Consider the following 17,967-nt stretch of genomic DNA (forward strand, 5'->3'; position numbering starts at 1 on the left):
CGTATCGCGGTGCGCCGGTGTGGCGTTGCGCGATGTCTGGTGCATTGCAACGCGTGATTGCAAGGGGATGAGACGGCGGCGACGGCGCGTTCCGCAATTTCACGTAGGCTCCTGTTAACGCCTGTTTGCAATTATGCATCCAATCTTACGGGATAAGAACCAGCCAGCATTGTTGGAATGACTTCCGCCCTGTCGTCCGTCGTGACGATTGCGGCGCGGGTGACTTGTGCGTTGTTAGGTATCAGTGGGATCTGTTGTGATGTCGAAGTTGTCGATCGTCTTCAAGCTTCTGACCGTGTTGTCGATCCTCGTGCTGTCGCTCGCAGGCGTCGGCGTGACGGCAATCGGCACCATGCAGAACATCAATTCTCACACCGTCGAGATCGCGGAGAGCTGGCTGCCGAGCGTGCGTGCGCTCGGTTCGCTGCGTGCCGATATCAACGAGCTGCGCGTCGCGCTGCGCCTGCACCTGATGCAGGAAACCATCGAAGGCAAGGACGCGGCCGAGAAGCGCCTGGCATCGCTGCGCGACCGCATCGAGAAGACCCGCAAGGTCTACGAGCCGCTGATCACCGCTGCCGAGGAGCGGTCGCTCTACGAGCAATGGACCAAGGCGTGGGCCGAGTATCTGAACGGCGTGCAGGACGTGATGGCGCTGTCGCGCAAAAGCGTCGGCAAATTCCCGGCCGATGCCAACGAATTGTTGCAGACCAAGGTCGCGAAGATGGCCCAGGCGGCCGATCCGCTGCTCCAGAAGGGCATCGAGATGAACAATCGCGGCGCTGAAATCGAGACCAAGCAGGCGGCCGACAGCTATGCCATGATCTTCCGCGTGCTGGTCGGCATCATCGTGCTTTCGGTCGTGATCGCGATCGGCGCCGCCTACTATCTCGTGCGCGACGTTTCCCGCGGCATTGCCTCGATCATCCGCCCGATGCAGTCGCTCGGCGAGGGTGACCTTTCGGCCGAGGTGCCGCATCGCGGCGAGAAGACCGAGATCGGTTCGATGGCCGATGCGCTCCAGATCTTCAAGGAAGCGCTGATCGCCAAGAAGGCCGCCGACGAAGCCGCTGCGGCCGACGCCGAGGCCAAGATCGAGCGCGGTCGCCGCGTCGATGCCATCACCCGCAAGTTCGAAGCCATGATCGGCGAGGTCGTCGGGACCGTGTCGTCGGCCTCGACCGAGCTCGAAGCGTCGGCGTCGACGCTGACCAATACGGCGCAGCGCGGTCAGGAGCTCGCGACCGTCGTTGCCGCAGCCTCCGAGGAAGCCTCCACCAACGTGCAGGCGGTTGCGTCCGCCTCGGAGGAGCTGTCGTCCTCGATCACCGAGATCAGCCGTCGCGTGCAGGATTCCGCACGGATGGCCGCCGAGGCTGTCGAGCAGGCCACGCGGACCAATGACCGCGTCAACGCGCTGTCGCAGGCGGCGTCCCGCATCGGCGACGTCGTCGAGCTCATCAACACCATCGCCGGCCAGACCAATTTGCTGGCGCTGAACGCCACCATCGAGGCGGCGCGCGCCGGTGAAGCCGGCCGCGGCTTCGCGGTGGTCGCCTCCGAGGTCAAGGCGTTGGCCGAGCAGACTGCGAAAGCAACCGGCGAGATCGGGGCGCAGGTCGCGGGCATCCAGGCCGCGACGCAGGAATCCGTCAGCGCCATCCAGGAGATCGGCGGCACCATCGAGCGGCTGTCCGAAGTGTCGGCGGCGATCGCGGCTGCCGTCGAGGAACAGGGCGCGGCCACGCAGGAGATCTCGCGCAACGTGCAGCAGGCTTCGGTCGGCACGCAGGAGGTCTCGTCGAACATCACCGACGTGCAGCGCGGTGCGATCGAGACCGGCGAGGCCTCGACCGAGGTCCTGTCGGCGGCGAAATCGCTCGCGACCGACAGCACCCGCCTCAAGGTCGAGGTCGCGCAGTTCCTGGACTCGGTCCGCGCGGCCTGAGCTTTATCCGCCCGTCTGCGGAGCCGGCGGCGGCGTAACCTGCCGCCGGAACAGGATGCGCTGGTAGAGCCAGCCGATCGCGACCAGCACGATGCCGAGGCACATGAAGGACAGTGCGCGGTAGACGCCTGTCAGCGTCGACATGTCGATCACGAAGGCCTTCAGGATCGTCAGCGCGATCACCGCGGCCGACGCCAGCCGTGCCCGCTCGGAATTGACGAGGATGCCGACGCCGAGCAGCACGACGCCGAAGCCGAGCCAGCCGATCGAATAGGTGTATTGCTCCGCGCCCGTGGTGGCGCCGTAGAGCAGGACCGGGCCGTGATAGAAGTGGCGGATCTCCAGCGTCAAATAGGTGAGCGCGAACACCAGTGCACCGCCGGCGATCGTATTCGCGTAGGCGACGGGGCGATGTCCGGCCACCGCATAGGACAGCAGCAGCATCAGCACGGCCGGGAGAGCGTAGCCGAGCAGCAGCAGGTTGAACACGAGACCGCCGACATTGACGCTGGAGAGCAGCCACGGGTTCTCCAGGATCAGGAGGCCGAACACGCTGATCAGCCCGGCAATCGCGGTGAGCGCGACCGCGCCGACATTGTGCACGATGCTGCGGCTGCGCAGCCGCAGCCGCTCCAGCCCGATTGCCATCGCGAGCGTGACGCAGACTTGCAGGGCGAATTCGAGCAGCGAGGGCGGCGACGTCATGCGGCCGCCGGTCGCAAGGTGCCGGATTTCCATGAAGGCGAGCAACGCGGTGAACAGGATCGCGGCGGCCTCGACGACGCGCAGCGGCGGGTCGTCTGCGCGGCGGCGCAGGAAGATGCTCGCTCCCCAGAACGAGGCGGCCGGCAACCCGTAGCCCCACAGCAGCCAGTTGAAGATCGGCGTGGTGCCGACGGCCTCGCCGACGATGCGCGGATCATAGCCGATGCGCGCAGTGACGATTGCGGCGAAGATGGCCGAGAGACGGCGCAGGACCGGGATTGGCCGCTGCAACGAGATCCAGGCGGTGCCGAGTGACATCAGCGCGAGCGCAATGGTGAGCCAGCCTTTTTCGAGCGCAAAGGTCAGCGCCAGCGCCAGTGCGCCGAGCGTGCCGGTCGCGAACAGGGCGGTGGACGTCGCAACGCCCGGCCGGGTCTCGCGGCGCGTGAGCGCTTCGGTCGCAACACCAAAGGCGGCGGCGAGCAGCACGGCAAGGATCGCGAACGGGATCGAGCGGTCGAGATGGGCGATGCGCGCGTAGAGCGCAACGAGGATCGCGATCGGGGTCACGACCGCCGCCGCCGACCACACCACCGGAATGACCGTCGAATTCGAGCGGCCCTGCGCGAGGAAGCCCGCGATGCCGAAGCCCAGGGCGAAGATCGCGGCCAACACCAGATGCAGCGTGACTGAACTGTCGGTCGCGACCGGGCCGACGCCGGGCATCGGGCCGCCCGGCAACACCAGCATATCCGGATTGGCGCTCACGGCCCATTCGGCGAACACGATGAAGACGGTCGCAGCAGCCGCGCCCAGTGCGCCGGTTGCCGCCGGCGCACGCCATGCGACCAGCAGCGTCCCACCGACCAGAAGCGTGAAGGCGATCAGCGCCAGATCCGCATGCGCGCTCGACAGCACGATCAGCATGGCGCCGAACAGATAGGCGCCGAGCGCGCTCGACGACACCGGCTCGATCTCGCCGTCCTCGATGGTCGGGCCGAACATGAAGCCGCAGACGACGAGCAGCGCGGCCAGCACGAAGCCCGCGATGACGTGGAAGGCGTGCGGCGCGACCTGTATCGCCTCGGTATCGAGACCCGGGAAAACCCACAGCACGGCGAAGGCGATGGTGGTGACCGCAAGCCACCGCCACAGCCGGATGCGGGCGAGACCAAAACTCGCGGCCGTGACGATGGCAAGATAAATGTAGAGGGCCCAATAATCCGGCTTGCCGCTGGAGACGAGGATCGGCGTCACGAACGCGCCGACCACGCCGAGGCCGGCGAGTGCGGGGCCGTGCAGCAGTGCGGCGGCCAGCGTGCCCATCGCGACGATGCCGAGCAGCACGAAGGCGGTGGCAGGCACGAGGAAGCCGTAGAGCGCGTAGGCCGCGTAGATGGTCGCGAACGCCACGGCCGTGCCGGCCGCGGTGAGGATCGCGGGGATGTTGGCGATCGGCAGCGCCTGGATGTTGGAGATGCTTTCCTTGCGCCGCGACCATTCGCCGGCCCCCAGCAGCGCGGCTGCGAACAGGCCGCCGAGGAACACGCGCACGCCGGGGCCGACGAGGCCGGCCTCGATCGAATAGCGCACCATGAAGAAGCCGCCGAGCGCGAGCGCAAGGCCGCCGATCCACACCACCCAGCGGGTGCCGAGCCGCTCCTCGAAGCCGGGCTCTCTTAAATCAGCTGCCGGTGCGGGCAGCGGCGGCGGCGCATCGGCCGCGATGCTCGCTGCGAGCGGGGGCGGCGACGCTTCTTCGGTGACGAGCGGAGGCGGCACTGGCGTGGCCTCGGGCGCGAGCGGCGGCGGTTCTGCGGGAGCTGTTGCGGGCGCTTCAGCCTGCAGTTGCGCGGGCAGCAGCGGCGGCGGCTGCACCCGCCGCTGTGCGTGAAACATCTCTTCGAGCGTGTTCAGCTTGCGGCGCAGATCGGCCGCCTGGTTGGAAGCCTTGATCGCGATCAGGAAGGCGATGATCGCAATGATCAACGCAAAGACGTCAAACGGGCCGTCGAACATGAAGCCTCCAGGCAACCGGCGGGCAGGGGCCGGTCGCACAAATCTCAGGATCTAGCGCCGGGAGCGAACGCGCAAGCCCGGCGCGGGTCGTTCCTGGAGCACGTCGCGGCGGAAGCGGTAGAGCGCCGCCGGCCGTCCGCCCGTCTGTGTCGACATCACCCCGGTCGGTTCGACCAGGGCTTCGGTTTCGACCAGGCGGCGGAAATTCTGTTTGTGCAGGTGCCGGCCGGAGATCGCCTCCACCGTATACTGCAATTCGGTGAGTGTGAATTCGGCGGGCAAAAGTTCAAACACCACAGGACGATACTTCAGTTTCGCGCGTAGCCGCGCGATCGCGGTGGCAAGGATCCGCCGGTGGTCGAAGCGCATGGAGGTGCCGAGCGCGGGCAGCGCCTTGCGCGCCAATGCCGCAGGCCGGCCGTCGCGCCGGGCCTCCTCGATCAGCCCGGCCTCGTAGAGCAACTCGTAGCGGTCAAGCACGCGCTCCTCGTCCCAGGGCGCACCGTCGAGGCCGAAATAGAACCGCACGCGATCCTTTCGCGGCAATGCGCGCGTGGTCTCCGGCGTCTCCTGCTCGGCCCAATCGGCCAACGCGGGGATGATGTCGCGGGCGATGATCGCGGGCGGCTCCTCACGCCGATCTTCCCAGGGCAGGAAGCGATACCATGGCTCGAAGCTCGCACCGGTCGCTGCGAGTTCGCCATCGACGGCGCGCGTCAGTGCGAGATAGCCGATCGACACCATGTGCGCGCCGGTGTCGTCGGCCTCGGCATGTCGGCCGCGATCGCCAAAGGTGTAGAGCTGCTCGACATAGCCGAGCCGCAGGCCGGCCTGTTCCTCGACCCAGGCGCGCAGGCCGATCTCGAAGGTGCGATGGCTGAGCGCATCGAACGGGCCGAACGGCAGGCCGGCCAGCCCGTCGCTGCCGCGCGCGGTGAGGATCAGCGGCTCATGATCCTCGATCGCGACGATCGCCGCGGTCAGGCCGATCTCGATCGGCGTCAGCAGCTTGTCGCTCATGCGATGTGGCGCGCAGCGGTCATTCGAGCTCGATCACGAAAGGACGCCCCTCGACCATCATCGCACCCGGGCCCATCTCGTCGAGCGCGCGCAGCATGCGGCCGTTGCGCCCGAGCGCGCGGTCGGCGAGACCGACGATGCGCCGGTTCGGCGAAGCGATGGGAGAGGCGGCGCGGATCTTCCTGGCGATCTCGAACTCGTCGCGATCCGGATTGAGCGCGCATACGGCCGCGAACGCGCTTGCGGTCGAACGGCTGATGCCGGCATAGCAATGCACCACCAGCGGTGCGCTGCGGTCCCAGCCGCGCACGAAATTCAGCACCTGGTCGATATGCGTTTCGGAGGGCGCGACGAAACCGTCCATCTCTTCGGTGATGTCGTCCATCGACACCTTGAGATGGTTGGCCGGCAGCACGGACACCGGCCGCGCCACCTGCTCGACATTGGCCATCACGGTCAGCACATGGCTGGCCCCGGTGAGGCGGACGGTTTCGGGAAGGGCTGCGAGGGAACAGACGTGGATCATGGCGGACCTTTTTGCCGCTGAGTATAGCCGGTGCGATAGGGTGGGCAAAGCGAAGCGTGCCCACCACTTTTGTCGCAGACGCGAGAAGATGGTGGGTACGGCGCAAGAGCGCCTTTGCCCACCCTACGAGACCTACGCAAACACGGCGCCAAACCGTTCGAGAAACTGCTTCTCGGCCCGCGCCGCTGTCCAGGGCGTCAGATAATCGCGCCGGACGCTGTCGGAGAGGCCGGGGTCCTTGCCGAACAGGCGCTTCGCCTCGCTTTCGCTGAAGCCGGCGAGCTCGGTTGCCTCAAGGTAAGCCGCGCCGCGATCGGCGGCCTTGATGGCCTGCGTGATCTCGTCGGAGAGCACCGGCGGCAGGCCGAAGCGGATGTGGATGGCGCCGAGCAGGCGCTTCTCGACCGCCTTGTAGTGGCCGTCGAGCACCGCCTTGAACGGCGAGATCATGTCGCCGATCACATATTCGGGCGCATCGTGCAGCAGCGCGGCGAGCCGCATGCGCTGGTCGACGCGCGGCATCTCGTGCCGCATCACCGTTTCCACCAGCAGCGTGTGCTGCGCGACCGAGAAGATGTGCGCGCCAATGGTCTGTCCGTTCCAGCGCGCCACGCGCGCTAGCCCATGGGCGATGTCGGCGATCTCGATATCGAGCGGGGAGGGATCGAGCAGATCGAGCCGCCGGCCCGACAGCATGCGCTGCCAGGCGCGGGAGGCCGCATCGCGTGCCGTTTTCTTCGCAGTCATTTGGCCTTGAGACGCAGCTTGCGCTGCGTCTTGCCGCAGCTCGCGTGGCAATGGCAGTCGACGAGATGGTCGTTGACCATGCCGGTCGCCTCCATGAAGGCATAGACGATGGTCGGGCCGACGAACTTGAAGCCGCGTGACGACAGATCCTTGGAGATCTGCGCCGACAAGGGCGTCGAGGCGGGCACGCTCGCGGTGGTCTTGAAATGGTTGACCCTGGGCTTTCCGTCCATGAAGTCCCACAGCAGCTTCGAGAAGCCCGGGCCCTTCTCCATGATATCGAGATACGACTTCGCGCTCAGGATCGCGCCGTCGATCTTGGCCTTGTTGCGCACGATGCCGGCATCGTTCATCAGCGCGTGGACTTTCTTGTCGTTGTAGCGCGCGATCTTCTCCGGCTGGAAATCGTCGAAGGCTTTGCGGAAATTGTCGCGCTTGCGCAGGATCGTGATCCAGGACAGGCCGGCCTGGAAGCCGTCGAGGATCAGCTTTTCGTACAGCGCGCGGTCGTCATACTCAGGCACGCCCCATTCGGTGTCGTGATAGGCGACATAGAGCGGATCTTCGCCGGGCCAGGGGCAGCGGGTCTTTCCGTCGGGATGCAGGCGGGGAGCACGGCTCATGCGGTGGGCTGCTTCAAGGGAATGCGGACGACGTCAGGTTCGGCAAGCGTCACGGTGAGGCCGCCGGCGGTGAGCGGCTGGCCGGCATCGAGCGCATCGGCGACGCGGTCGATGCGCACCAGCGCGATGCCCTTGCCTTTCGCCGACGAGCCCATCGTGCCGACCGACTTGTCACCGGCCATGACGCTCACGCCGAGTTCCGGAGAGAGGTCATCGAGCAGCACCTTGACGCTGCGGGTGCGCGCAGTGCCGCGATGCTGCATCCGCGAGACGACCTCCTGGCCGACATAGCAGCCCTTGTCGAAATCGACGCCGGCAAGGCGGTCCATATTGGTCTCGTGCGGGAAGGCATCGCTGTACATGAAATCGAGCCCGCCACGCGGCACGCCGAGCGCGATGCGGTGCGCCTCGTAGTCGGTCACATCGACCAGCTCGGCGCCGATCAGGTCGGTCAGCTTCTGCTTGAGATCTTCGGGGATCAGGATGCGGGTGCCGAGCTCGCCATTGCGCGGGTCAGTGAAGGCGAGGTCCGGTTGCGCCGCAGGCTGGCCGTCCCAGGCCGCGAGCACGCCGAGATCGAGGTTTTCCACCGTGACCTTGGCGCGCAGCTTGTAGAATTTCAGCTTGGTGGCGAGGCCGTCGGCCAGCGCCTTCGGACAGTCGATCAGGAACCCGCCGCCATGGCCGGCGGGCGCTTCCGTGATCAGGAAATCCACGATGATCTTGCCCTGCGGCGTCAGCAGCGCGCCGAATCGCCCCAGGCCCGGCTTGAGCTTGTCGACATCGGTCGTGACGAGGCCGTTGAGGAAGTTGCGCGCATCCTCGCCCGCGACCTTGATCACGCCCCGGTCGGGAAGAAACGCTGATTTCATGCGAAAATCTCTTGCGACATGGTGCTCCGGAACGTAAGCCCGCGAGGCATAAACGACAAGACCTCGAGCCCTGCGCTTGGGGATGAGAGAGGCCTCTAGCCATGACCCAGCGTTTCGATGTGATCCTCAAGGGCGGCACCGTTGTCAACCAGGACGGCGAGGGTGTTCGCGATGTGGGCATCACCAACGGCCGGATCGCCGAGCTGGGCCCGCTGTCGCAAGCTAGCGCCGCGGAAGTGATCGACTGCAAGGGCCTGCACATCCTGCCCGGCGTGATGGACACGCAGGTGCATTTCCGTGAGCCCGGGCTGGAGCAGAAGGAAGACCTCGAGACCGGTTCGCGCAGCGCCGTAATGGGCGGCGTCACGGCGGTGTTCGAGATGCCGAACACCTCGCCGCTCACGGTGACGGAGGCCACTTTCACCGACAAGGTGAAGCGGGCCCATCACCGCATGCATTGCGATTTCGCCTTCTTCATCGGCGGCACCCGCGAGAACGTGCAGGACCTGCCGGTACTCGAACGCGCGCCGGGCTGCGCCGGCGTCAAGGTGTTCATCGGCTCCTCGACTGGCGCGCTCCTGGTGGAGGACGACGAAAGCCTGCGCCGCATTTTTCAAGTGATCCGCCGCCGCGCGGCCTTCCACGCTGAGGACGAGTACCGCCTCAACGAGCGCAAGCCGCTGCGCATCGAAGGTGACACGCGCTCGCATCCGGTCTGGCGCGACGAGACCGCGGCGCTGATGGCGACGCAGCGTCTGGTCAAGCTCGCGCACGAGACCGGCAAGCGCATCCACGTGCTGCACATCTCGACCAAGGAAGAGATCGAGTTCCTGCGCGACCACAAGGGCGTCGCCTCCTGCGAGGCGACGCCGCACCATCTCACGCTGGTCGCGCCCGAATGCTACGAGCGGCTCGGCACGCTCGCGCAGATGAACCCGCCAGTGCGCGGCGCCGATCACCGCGCCGGCATCTGGCGCGGCATCGAGCAAGGCATCATTGACGTGCTCGGCTCCGACCACGCTCCGCACACGCTGGAAGAGAAACAGAAGACCTATCCGGCCTCGCCCTCCGGCATGACCGGCGTGCAGACGCTGGTGCCGCTGATGCTCGACCACGTCAATGCCGGCCGCTTGTCGCTGGCAAGGTTCGTAGATCTCACCAGCGCTGGTCCCGCCCGCCTCTACAACATGGCCTGCAAGGGCCGCATCGCCGCCGGCTACGATGCCGACTTCACCATCGTCGATCTCAAGCGCAGCGAGACCATCACCAACAAATGGGTGGCGTCCAAGGCCGGCTGGACACCCTATGATGGTGTCCGCGTGACGGGCTGGCCCGTCGGTACCTTCATCCGCGGCCGCCGCGTGATGTGGCAGGGCGAGCTGGTGACGGCCTCGCAAGGCGAGCCGGTGCGGTTTCTGGAGACGCTGAAGCAGTAGGGCGGGCGAGTCCAGCTTCTCGCTCCGCTGTCATGCCCCCGCGCAGGCGGGCGCATCCAGTACGCCGCGGCTTCGCGGCTCTATCACCGCCGCTGGTGGAATACTGGATTGCCCGCCTTCGCGGGCAATGACAGTGTGCCACGGTGCGCGAGCTAAAATTGGGAGTGCAGTCAATGTCCCAACCATCACCCCTCATCACCACCGAGCAACTCGCCGCTATCCTCGGCGATCCCAACCTTCGCCTTTACGACTGCACGACCTATAACGAGCCGGTCCCACCCGGCAGCGACGTGCCCTATCGCGCCGTGCCCGGCGACAAGACCTTCGCCGCCGGCCACATCCCGGGCGCCGATTTCCTCGATCTGCAAGGCGAGTTCTCCGACACGTCCGCGCAACAGTTCTTCATGATGCCCGACGTGGCCCAGCTGGAAGCCGCGTTCGGCCGCCACGGCCTCGATGCGGACAAGACGATCGTGCTCTACAGCATCGGCACGATGATGTGGTCGACGCGGTTCTGGTGGATGCTGCGCTCGCTCGGCGTCGATGCACAGGTGCTCGACGGCGGCTTCGACAAATGGAAAGCCGAGGGGCGCTCGATTGAGACCGGAGCACCGAAAGGCTATCCGGCCACGGCCTTCAAGGCCGCGCCGCGCGCGGGCTTCTTCGTCGACAAGACCATCGTGAAGGCGCGGATCGGTGATCCCTCGGCGGTGATCGTCAACGCGCTCGGTCCGCAGTTTCACCAGGGCCTCGAGCCGAGCCGTTACGGCCGGCCCGGCCGCGTGCCCGGCAGCGTCAATGTTCCCGCGGCCACGCTCGCCAAGGCCGACAAGACGCTGACGACGCTTGCGGATGCCGAAGCGAAATTCGCCGCGGCAGGCGTCACGCGCGACAAGAGCGTGATTCTCTATTGCGGCGGCGGCATCTCGGCGACGATCGACCTGCTCATGCTGACGCAGCTCGGCTACGACAAGCTGACGCTGTACGATGCCTCCATGGGCGAGTGGGCGAGGGATCCGGCGCTGCCGATCGAGACGGATTAGGGCCTTTCTTACCTGCCCCTTTCCAGGGGAGAGTAAGAAAGTCGGGAACCTTTTCCCTTGGCCTGCATCCAATGTCCGAACGACGTGAAACGAGCAGGTAACCGCCATGCAACGGACCGCAGCCGGCCTGTCCCCCGGCGCCAAGACCTCTGAAATCCGGACATCGGAAGCCGAGTTGATCGACCGCGCGCGGGGCCGTGACGAGGCCGCGCTGCGCGAGATCATGCAGGCCAACAACCGCAGGCTCTACCGTCTTGCCCGCGGTATCCTGCGCAGCGACACTGAGGCCGAGGACGTGGTGCAGGAAACCTACGTCCGCGCCTTCACCCATCTCGATGGCTTCAGGGGCGAGTCGGGATTGTCGACCTGGCTATCGCGCATCGCCATCAACGAGGCTCTTGGCCGGGCGCGAGGCGCCAGGCCGCATGTCGAGCTCGGCTTGGTGTCCGAAGCGACGCTCGAGGCGCAGATCATTAAATTTCCCGCTTCTCCCGCAGGCGATCCGGAAAGGACCATGGCCCAACGTGAAATCCAGCGCGTCGTCGAGCGCGCCATCGACGAGTTGCCGGATGTCTTCCGCATGGTCTTCGTCGCACGCGTCATGGAGGGGATGAACATCGAGGAGACCGCCGATCTGCTCGGCGTCAAGCCGGAGACTGTGAAGACCCGGCTGCACCGGGCTCGTACCATGCTGCGTGAGAACGTCGAGAAGGAGATCGGCCCGGTGGTGATGGATGCGTTCCCGTTCGCCGGGTGGCGCTGCGAGCGGTTGACCGAAGCCGTGCTGAAACGGCTCGGCGTCGGCGGTTGAATCTTTTCGGGAACGTTTGCGCGAGGATTCCATCCAACACCTGTGAAAGCAACGCCGGCGAACCGTCCGGCAGCACAGGAGTGTCAAACATGTCCACCCGATGGAGCGCGGCGATCGCCGCAGCAATTCTTTTGTCAGGCCCCGCGGTGCTTGGGGGCGCCAGCGGAGCCGACAAGCCCACCGATCCGCAGATCGCGCACACCGCCTACACCGCTGGTGTGATCGACATCAACGCGGCCAAGCAGGCGCAGAAGAAGGCCAAGAGCAAGGACGTGAAGGCGTTTGCCGAGGATATGCTGCGCGACCACGAGGCGGTCAACAAGCAGGCGCTCGCGCTGGTCAAGAAGCTGAACGTCACGCCTGAAGACAACGACACCAGCCGCGCGCTGTCGAAGCAGGCGAGTGACAAGCTGGCCGAGCTCGACAAGCTGAGTGGCGCAGCGTTCGACAAGGCTTATGTCGCCAACGAGGTCGCCTATCACAAGGCGGTCAACGGCGCGCTGGAGACCCAGCTCATTCCGTCCGCCAGTAATGCCGAGCTGAAGAGCCTGCTGCAGACCGGCCTGAAGATTTTCCAGGGCCATCAGCAGCACGCCGAGCATGTCGCGGCCGAACTGAAATAGGGAGCATGCGATGAAGCCGGGACGCCTCGCTTCGATCGCGCCTGCGGTCGTCTTCCTGTCGGTGGTCGTCCCGGTGCGCGCGGCGACCATCGAGATCTCGATGGACAATCTCGTGGTGTCTCCGGCCGAACTATCGGCGAAGGTGGGCGATACCATCGAATGGATCAACAAGGACGTCTTCGCCCACACCGCCACGGCGAAGAACGGCGATTTCGACGTGACGCTGCCGCCGAAGAAGTCGGCCATTTTCGTTCTGAAGAAGGCGGGAACCGTCGATTATTACTGCCGCTTTCATCCCAACATGAGAGCGACGCTCAAGGTCGAACCGTGAGGGAGAAGGGTGTATTCCCGATCGCAACGGGAACATCTCCCGGCCATCGCGAGACTAATGCTTGTCAGCGGGATGCGGCTTCCGTGCGATAAACGCGGCAGACTTCGCGAATTGTTTTCGCCAAGTCATTCATCCGTCAACTGGCCCCGCCTGCGTGGCGGGGTCATTTTCGGAAAAGAGCTTACTGCCTCGAAATGTCGACCGAGAATTCGCCGTTGCGGATACGGCCGGGAAAACCCTCGACGAACTTCGCCACCGCGTCCTCGCCATAGGTGCCGACGAGCTCGGCGAACGCCGCGAACAGGCTCGCCTGCGCCAGGCAGTCGCCGTCGACGCCCTCATGGCGTGCTTCGGCCCAGGCCTCGTTGAGATAGCTCAGTGCGGCCTGTTTCTGCTCGTGATCGGGCAGCGGCGCGCGGTCGGGGGCATAGGAAATCGGCTGGCTCATGAAACTCGATCAGGGCTGGGGCGCGATCCACGGCGATGCGCTGTGCAAGAGGTGTAGCACGCGCATTAACGCCCGCTAGGCCACATCTTTAGGAACGGTTAACGGCTGTGAACAAAGTCGATGACAGAGTTCCAGCGAGCTCAGTTCGCGTAGCGCGCCGTGAGATCGCGCGAGATCTTCGAGCCTTCCTCGATATAGCGGCGGATCGCGACGGTGGCGGCCGGCGTGCAGCTCCGGTAGGTCTGCTGAAAGCCGTTATAGCCGCGGTTGAAGCCGGCGATCATGCGGGTGCGGCGTTCGCCGGAAGGGGTTTCGGCATCGATCAGCGCCTGCATCTCGCTGCGCCATTTGTTGCCCTCGTTGGCCCCGCAGATGCCGCGCAGATAGTGCAGGCCGCCCAAAATCTCCGCCAGCCGCTGCAAATCGGCGTCGAAAGGCGCCGCCACGTCCTGGGCCCTCGTGGGCACGGAGGCGCAGGCGAGAATCAGGGCAAAAATGGCCAGAAATCGCGTGGACATCGGCGGGGTGTATGCCCCGTCGAGGCTGATGACGCAAGGCGGGCGGGTCAGGGGCCAATCAGGCGCGCGGCGGACTGGATGACGTCCTCCAGCCCCCCGGTCAGCTTGAGGTCGCCGAGGCTGCCCAAGGCATCCGGGGCGATCCAGCGGTAATCGTCGAGTTCGTCGTTCAGAACGGGCTCCCTGGCCACCCAGCGAGCGGCAAAGGACATGATCAGATAGTGACCGGCGCCGGCCGTGGCCGGCAGCACCTCGCGCCAGCCGGCAAGGTCCACGATCTCGATGCTGAGGCCGGTTTCCTCGTCGACCTCACGGCTCAGGGCCTGATGCAGCGATTCGCCGAACTCGACCCGGCCGCCCGGCAGCGAATAGAAGCCCTTGGCGGGCGAGCGGGCGCGGCGGGTCAGCAGCACCTTGCCATCGCGAAAAATCGCCGCGCTGACCGCGATCTGGGGACGGGTGGGCTGGACGACCGCAGACATGGCTTCAACGACCCTGGCTCAGTTCGCCATGATGGTGTCGATGTCGGCTTCCGAGCCGCCATTGATGATGCCGCCGCATGCCGCGATCAGCGGCTTGACCCATGCCGTGGCCTGCTCGGCGAGGCGGACGCGGGTGGTGTCTTTCTCGACCTCGCGCATCGCCGATCCGACCGCTGTCAGGATCGAGGTCATGGTGTCGGTGATGTGGTCGAACTGGGCGCGCACATTGGGATCGGCCTTCTCATAGGCCTCGATTGCCAGATCCCGTGCCTTGAAATTCGACGCCGTGAAATGTTCGGCATAGGACAGCGGCGACCAGGTCAAAAAATCTTCCGCGCATTCGGGCATATCAGGAACCATTTCCAGCAGCATCACGGCTTCATTGAAATGGTTGAGATAGTCGGTGGCAAGCCCGGTTCGCGGGTTGATGTTGGCCACGCGCAGCCGTTCGGCCCAGGCTTGCGCCTCGGGGGCCGTCTGTACATGCGTCCGCGCGGATTGCGAGGCCATTGAGCTCATCCGCCGCAGTGTTAACGTTCGGGGTTAAAAGGACCTGAACGGACCCTATATAGACGCCCAAGGATGTGTGGACGCTTTGTCATAACTTCGGCCCCCGCGGCTTTACGGCAACTGTTCGGCTACATCGAGCAGCCGAATTTCCCGTCTCGGTACAATGTCGCCCCGACGCAACCGATTCCGGTCGTATGGAGCGAGAACGGTGCGCGCCATTTCCGCCTGATGCGTTGGGGCCTGCTGCCGGGCTGGGTCAAGGATCCCCGCGGATTTACGTTGTTGATCAACGCCCGCTCGGAGACGGTGCTGGAGAAGCCCGCTTTCAAAAACGCGATTCGCCGGCGCCGCGGCCTGATCCCGGCCGACGGGTATTACGAATGGAAGGCGGAGGGCGGCCGCAAGCAGCCGTTCTTCATCCACCGCGCCGACGGCGAGCCGCTCGGCTTTGCCGCTTTGTTCGAGACCTGGATCGGGCCGAACGGCGAGGAGCTCGATACCGTCGCGATCGTCACCGCGGCGGCTAGCGAGGATCTCGCCGCGCTGCATGACCGCGTGCCGGTCACCATCAGCCCGCGCGATTTCGAACGTTGGCTCGATTGCCGCGGCGACGATGTCGAGGGCGTGCTTTCGCTGATGGCCGCCCCGCGCATCGGCGAATTCGCCTGGCATCCGGTCTCCACCCGCGTCAACCGCGTCGCCAACGACGACGACCAATTGCTGCTGCCGATCAGCGCGGAGGAGATGGAGGCGGAGGCAGAAGCGGCGAAGCCGAAGAAGGTCGCGCGGAAGGTTGCGGCTGGCCCGGCGGATGACGGGCAGGGGTCGTTGTTCTGATCACCGGCGCCGTAGCTGCCGTAGGGTGGGCAAAGCGAAGCGTGCCCACCATTACGCGCCGAAGAAGCGGATGGGTGGTGGGCACGGCGCGTTGCGCCTTTGCCCACCCTACGGCAGCGGGAGTTCTACACAACCTCCCTTGCCCTCAGCGCCGCAATCTCCGCCGCATCGAAACCCAGCTCCCCCAGCACCGCGTCGGTATCTGCGCCCAGCTCCGGCGCCATGCGATCGAGCTTCCCCCCACCATGCGCGAGCTTGAAGCCGCTGCCGGCAAAGCGCAGGCGGCCGTATTGCGTATCCAGCTCCTGGATCGCACCACGTGCCTTCACTTGCGGATGGTCGATCACCTCCTCGACCTTCCAGATGCTGGCGCAGGGCGCGCCGGCGTCCTCCAGGATCGTCTCCCATTCGCGCGCGGGTTTTGCCGCGAGCGCCTCCTCGATGATGGCGCGCAGGGCCGGCTCGTTCTCGTTGCGCGCGAACCAGTCGGCAAAGCGCGGATCTGACAGCGTGTCCTCGCGGCCGAGCGCAGCCATCAGCGCGCGATACTGCTTCTCGTTGTTGACCGCGAGCAGGATGTGGCCGTCGCCGCATTTGAAAAGGTTTGCCGTGGTTCTGCGGCTGACGGCCTGGTTGCCCGAGAGCTGCTGGCGATGGCCGGCGACCGACCAGTCCGCGATCTGGCCGGAGAGAAACGCCATCGTCGCCTCCAGCATGGAGACGTCGATGAGCTGTCCCTTGCCGGTGCGGTCGCGCTGGTACAGTGCGCTCGACACGCCGAACGCAGCCGTCGCGCCGGAGAGCACGTCGCACACTGCAAAGCCCGCGCGTGTCGGTCCCGTTTCGGGATGGCCGGTGATCGCCATGATGCCTGACAGCGCCTGCATCTTGCCGTCATAGCCGGGCCGCAGGCGGTCCGGGCCGGTCTGGCCGAAGCCTGAGACCGCGCAATAGATCAGCTTGGGATTGATCGCGGACAGCACCTGGTAGCCGATGCCGAGCTTGTCCATCACGCCGGGGCGGAAATTCTCCATGACGACGTCGACTTGCGCCGCCAGCTTCTTCACGATCGCGATCGCCTCCGGCTTTTGCAGGTCCATCGTCAGGCTGCGCTTGTTGCCGTTGACGGCCTGGAAGGCCGGCGCGAGGCCACGCTCGGCCCATTCGCGGCTGAGCGGCGTGCGGCGCATGTCCTCGCCCTCGCGCCGCTCGACCTTGATGACGTCCGCGCCGAGCAGCGCGAGCTGGTAGCTCGCATAGGGCCCGGCCAGCACTTGCGTGAAGTCCAGGATCTTCACGCCCTCGAACGGTCGCGTCACGTCGCTCTCCCTCTTGATTATCGTTATTGGAGGACGTCAGGCGGCGCGGTTGCCGCGCGCGATCTCCTTCTGCTTGTCGAATTCGGCGCGGCGGCGCGCCAGCTCGTCCGGCGAGAGCTGCGCGACGTTGTTGTAGTCGAGCTTCCAGGAGGCGTCCTCGCTCCAGCGCAGCGGCGACTGCATCGTGGTCTGCGGCCCGCTAGCGCTCTCAAGCAACCGAAGCGCCAGTTCGAGCGTCTGCGCCTGCGAGGCGACGTCGTGCGGCTTGCCGGCGGAATTGCCGAGCGGGAAGTCGCTGAACAAAAAGCGCGGCACGGCGGCGTGCTCGATGATGTCCTTGGCGCAGCCCATCACCACGGTCGGAATGCCGTTGGCCTCGAGGTGCCGCGCCACCAGCGCGGTGGTCTGGTGGCAGACCGGGCAGTTCGGCACCAACACGGCGGCATCGACCATGTCAGCGACGGCCCGCGCCAGAATCTCCGGCGCGTCGGTGTCGAGCGTGACGCGATGGCTGCGGTTGGTCGGCGCGCCGAAGAAGCGCTGGCTCACCTCGCCGATGCGCCCGGCGGCGCTCGCTTGCAAAAGCTGCGGCAGCGGAAACCAGGTGCCGTTGTCGGTGGCCGTGGTGTGCTTGCGATCGTAGCCGATATGCGAGATGCGCAAATCGTGCGCTTTCGACGTGTCGCCGTCATAGACCTGGTAGAACTTCGCACTGCCGTTATACGCCGCGCCCGGCCCCTGGTCGCCCTTGGTGGGATCGTACGGCGCGGCCGTCGTGATGATCGTCACCCGCGACTGCGCCAGCGTTTTCTTCAGCGGCTGGAACGGCGCCGCGGTGTAGTGCGCCCAGCGATACGCCGTGGTGTAGCCGATCGCCGCGTAATAATCGCGCGTGCGCTGCATGTAGGGGACGGGGGCATCGTAGTCGGGCGCAAAGCCGAATTCGTCGTCGCGCGAAGCGGACATGGGCGCGTCTCCTGGTTCTTGGTTGGGACCAGACTAGAGGTAGTTTTCGCGTTGCTCAACGGGGGGTGGGAAGATGCAGGTCAGAATTGCAGTTGAAGATGGTGCCGCGCGCACGCTGCCACTTACCCTCCCCTGGAGGGCCCTGGAGGGGGAGGGTCGGCTCACATTGAGCGCAGCGAAATG

General features: G+C 65.8%; 19 protein-coding genes. 7 read left to right on the forward strand and 12 right to left on the reverse strand.

Features of this window, described 5'->3' with window-relative positions:
- Positions 1-259: 259 nt before the first annotated feature.
- A complete protein-coding gene (locus I3J27_RS08995; RefSeq protein WP_270167895.1) occupies positions 260-1,948 on the forward strand; it encodes a methyl-accepting chemotaxis protein in 1,689 nt (562 codons plus the stop codon).
- Between the two features lie 3 nt (positions 1,949-1,951).
- Here the strand turns inward: I3J27_RS08995 and I3J27_RS09000 are convergent, their stop codons facing one another.
- The 6 genes from I3J27_RS09000 to ygfZ form a co-directional block, all read right to left on the reverse strand.
- Positions 1,952-4,672: a DUF2339 domain-containing protein gene (locus I3J27_RS09000; RefSeq protein WP_270167896.1), complete on the reverse strand. Its 2,721-nt coding sequence runs from the start codon at positions 4,670-4,672 to the stop codon at positions 1,952-1,954.
- A 51-nt stretch (positions 4,673-4,723) separates the two neighbouring features.
- Positions 4,724-5,692, reverse strand: coding sequence for an NUDIX hydrolase (locus I3J27_RS09005; RefSeq protein WP_270167897.1), 969 nt, complete (start codon positions 5,690-5,692; stop codon positions 4,724-4,726).
- Between the two features lie 19 nt (positions 5,693-5,711).
- Entirely contained in the window at positions 5,712-6,218 is a 507-nt protein-coding gene (locus tag I3J27_RS09010; RefSeq protein WP_270167898.1) for a tyrosine phosphatase family protein, read from the reverse strand.
- 132 nt (positions 6,219-6,350) lie between these two features.
- Positions 6,351-6,965, reverse strand: coding sequence for a YfbR-like 5'-deoxynucleotidase (locus I3J27_RS09015; RefSeq protein ID WP_270167899.1), 615 nt, complete (start codon positions 6,963-6,965; stop codon positions 6,351-6,353).
- A complete protein-coding gene (locus I3J27_RS09020) occupies positions 6,962-7,588 on the reverse strand; it encodes a DNA-3-methyladenine glycosylase I (RefSeq protein ID WP_270167900.1) in 627 nt (208 codons plus the stop codon). The genes I3J27_RS09015 and I3J27_RS09020 overlap by 4 nt, the downstream gene beginning before the upstream one ends.
- Entirely contained in the window at positions 7,585-8,460 is an 876-nt protein-coding gene (gene ygfZ, locus I3J27_RS09025; protein ID WP_270167901.1) for a CAF17-like 4Fe-4S cluster assembly/insertion protein YgfZ, read from the reverse strand. The genes I3J27_RS09020 and ygfZ overlap by 4 nt, the downstream gene beginning before the upstream one ends.
- 101 nt (positions 8,461-8,561) lie before the next feature.
- On the opposite strand from ygfZ, the gene I3J27_RS09030 reads away from it, so the two are divergent.
- The 5 genes from I3J27_RS09030 (at position 8,562) to I3J27_RS09050 (ending at position 12,704) form a co-directional block, all read left to right on the forward strand.
- Positions 8,562-9,896: a dihydroorotase gene (locus tag I3J27_RS09030; protein ID WP_270167902.1), complete on the forward strand. Its 1,335-nt coding sequence runs from the start codon at positions 8,562-8,564 to the stop codon at positions 9,894-9,896.
- A gap of 173 nt (positions 9,897-10,069) precedes the next feature.
- Positions 10,070-10,939, forward strand: a complete 870-nt coding sequence (locus I3J27_RS09035; RefSeq protein ID WP_270167903.1) for a sulfurtransferase — start codon at positions 10,070-10,072, stop codon at positions 10,937-10,939.
- A gap of 106 nt (positions 10,940-11,045) precedes the next feature.
- Positions 11,046-11,750 carry an RNA polymerase sigma factor gene (locus I3J27_RS09040; RefSeq protein ID WP_270167904.1) on the forward strand — a complete coding sequence of 235 codons (705 nt, stop codon included), beginning with the start codon at positions 11,046-11,048 and terminating at the stop codon, positions 11,748-11,750.
- Between the two features lie 89 nt (positions 11,751-11,839).
- Positions 11,840-12,373, forward strand: coding sequence for a DUF4142 domain-containing protein (locus I3J27_RS09045; RefSeq protein WP_270167905.1), 534 nt, complete (start codon positions 11,840-11,842; stop codon positions 12,371-12,373).
- 10 nt (positions 12,374-12,383) lie between these two features.
- Positions 12,384-12,704, forward strand: a complete 321-nt coding sequence (locus I3J27_RS09050) for a cupredoxin domain-containing protein (protein WP_270167906.1) — start codon at positions 12,384-12,386, stop codon at positions 12,702-12,704.
- Between the two features lie 181 nt (positions 12,705-12,885).
- Here I3J27_RS09050 and I3J27_RS09055 read toward each other — a convergent pair whose 3' ends face one another.
- The 4 genes from I3J27_RS09055 to I3J27_RS09070 form a co-directional block, all read right to left on the reverse strand.
- Positions 12,886-13,152 (reverse strand): hypothetical protein, encoded by a 267-nt coding sequence (locus tag I3J27_RS09055; RefSeq protein ID WP_270167907.1) that lies wholly within the window; start codon positions 13,150-13,152, stop codon positions 12,886-12,888.
- 140 nt (positions 13,153-13,292) lie between these two features.
- A complete protein-coding gene (locus I3J27_RS09060; RefSeq protein ID WP_270167908.1) occupies positions 13,293-13,670 on the reverse strand; it encodes a TIGR02301 family protein in 378 nt (125 codons plus the stop codon).
- A 47-nt stretch (positions 13,671-13,717) separates the two neighbouring features.
- Positions 13,718-14,152 (reverse strand): NUDIX hydrolase, encoded by a 435-nt coding sequence (locus I3J27_RS09065; RefSeq protein WP_270167909.1) that lies wholly within the window; start codon positions 14,150-14,152, stop codon positions 13,718-13,720.
- Positions 14,153-14,170: 18 nt separating this feature from the next.
- Positions 14,171-14,671, reverse strand: a complete 501-nt coding sequence (locus tag I3J27_RS09070; RefSeq protein WP_270167910.1) for a hypothetical protein — start codon at positions 14,669-14,671, stop codon at positions 14,171-14,173.
- A 63-nt stretch (positions 14,672-14,734) separates the two neighbouring features.
- Between I3J27_RS09070 and I3J27_RS09075 the strand changes: the two genes are divergently transcribed.
- Positions 14,735-15,499 carry an SOS response-associated peptidase gene (locus I3J27_RS09075; protein WP_270167911.1) on the forward strand — a complete coding sequence of 255 codons (765 nt, stop codon included), beginning with the start codon at positions 14,735-14,737 and terminating at the stop codon, positions 15,497-15,499.
- Positions 15,500-15,624: 125 nt separating this feature from the next.
- Here I3J27_RS09075 and I3J27_RS09080 read toward each other — a convergent pair whose 3' ends face one another.
- Both I3J27_RS09080 and I3J27_RS09085 read right to left on the reverse strand, forming a co-directional pair.
- The gene (locus I3J27_RS09080; RefSeq protein ID WP_270167912.1) at positions 15,625-16,818 is read right to left on the reverse strand and encodes a CaiB/BaiF CoA transferase family protein; all 1,194 of its coding nucleotides are present in this window, start codon (positions 16,816-16,818) and stop codon (positions 15,625-15,627) included.
- Positions 16,819-16,854: 36 nt separating this feature from the next.
- Complete coding sequence (locus tag I3J27_RS09085) at positions 16,855-17,784, reverse strand: glycine/sarcosine/betaine reductase selenoprotein B family protein (RefSeq protein ID WP_270167914.1); 930 nt, start codon at positions 17,782-17,784, stop codon at positions 16,855-16,857.
- Between the last annotated feature and the right edge of the window lie 183 nt (positions 17,785-17,967).

The organism is Bradyrhizobium xenonodulans, assembly GCF_027594865.1.
GTDB lineage: Bacteria > Pseudomonadota > Alphaproteobacteria > Rhizobiales > Xanthobacteraceae > Bradyrhizobium > Bradyrhizobium xenonodulans.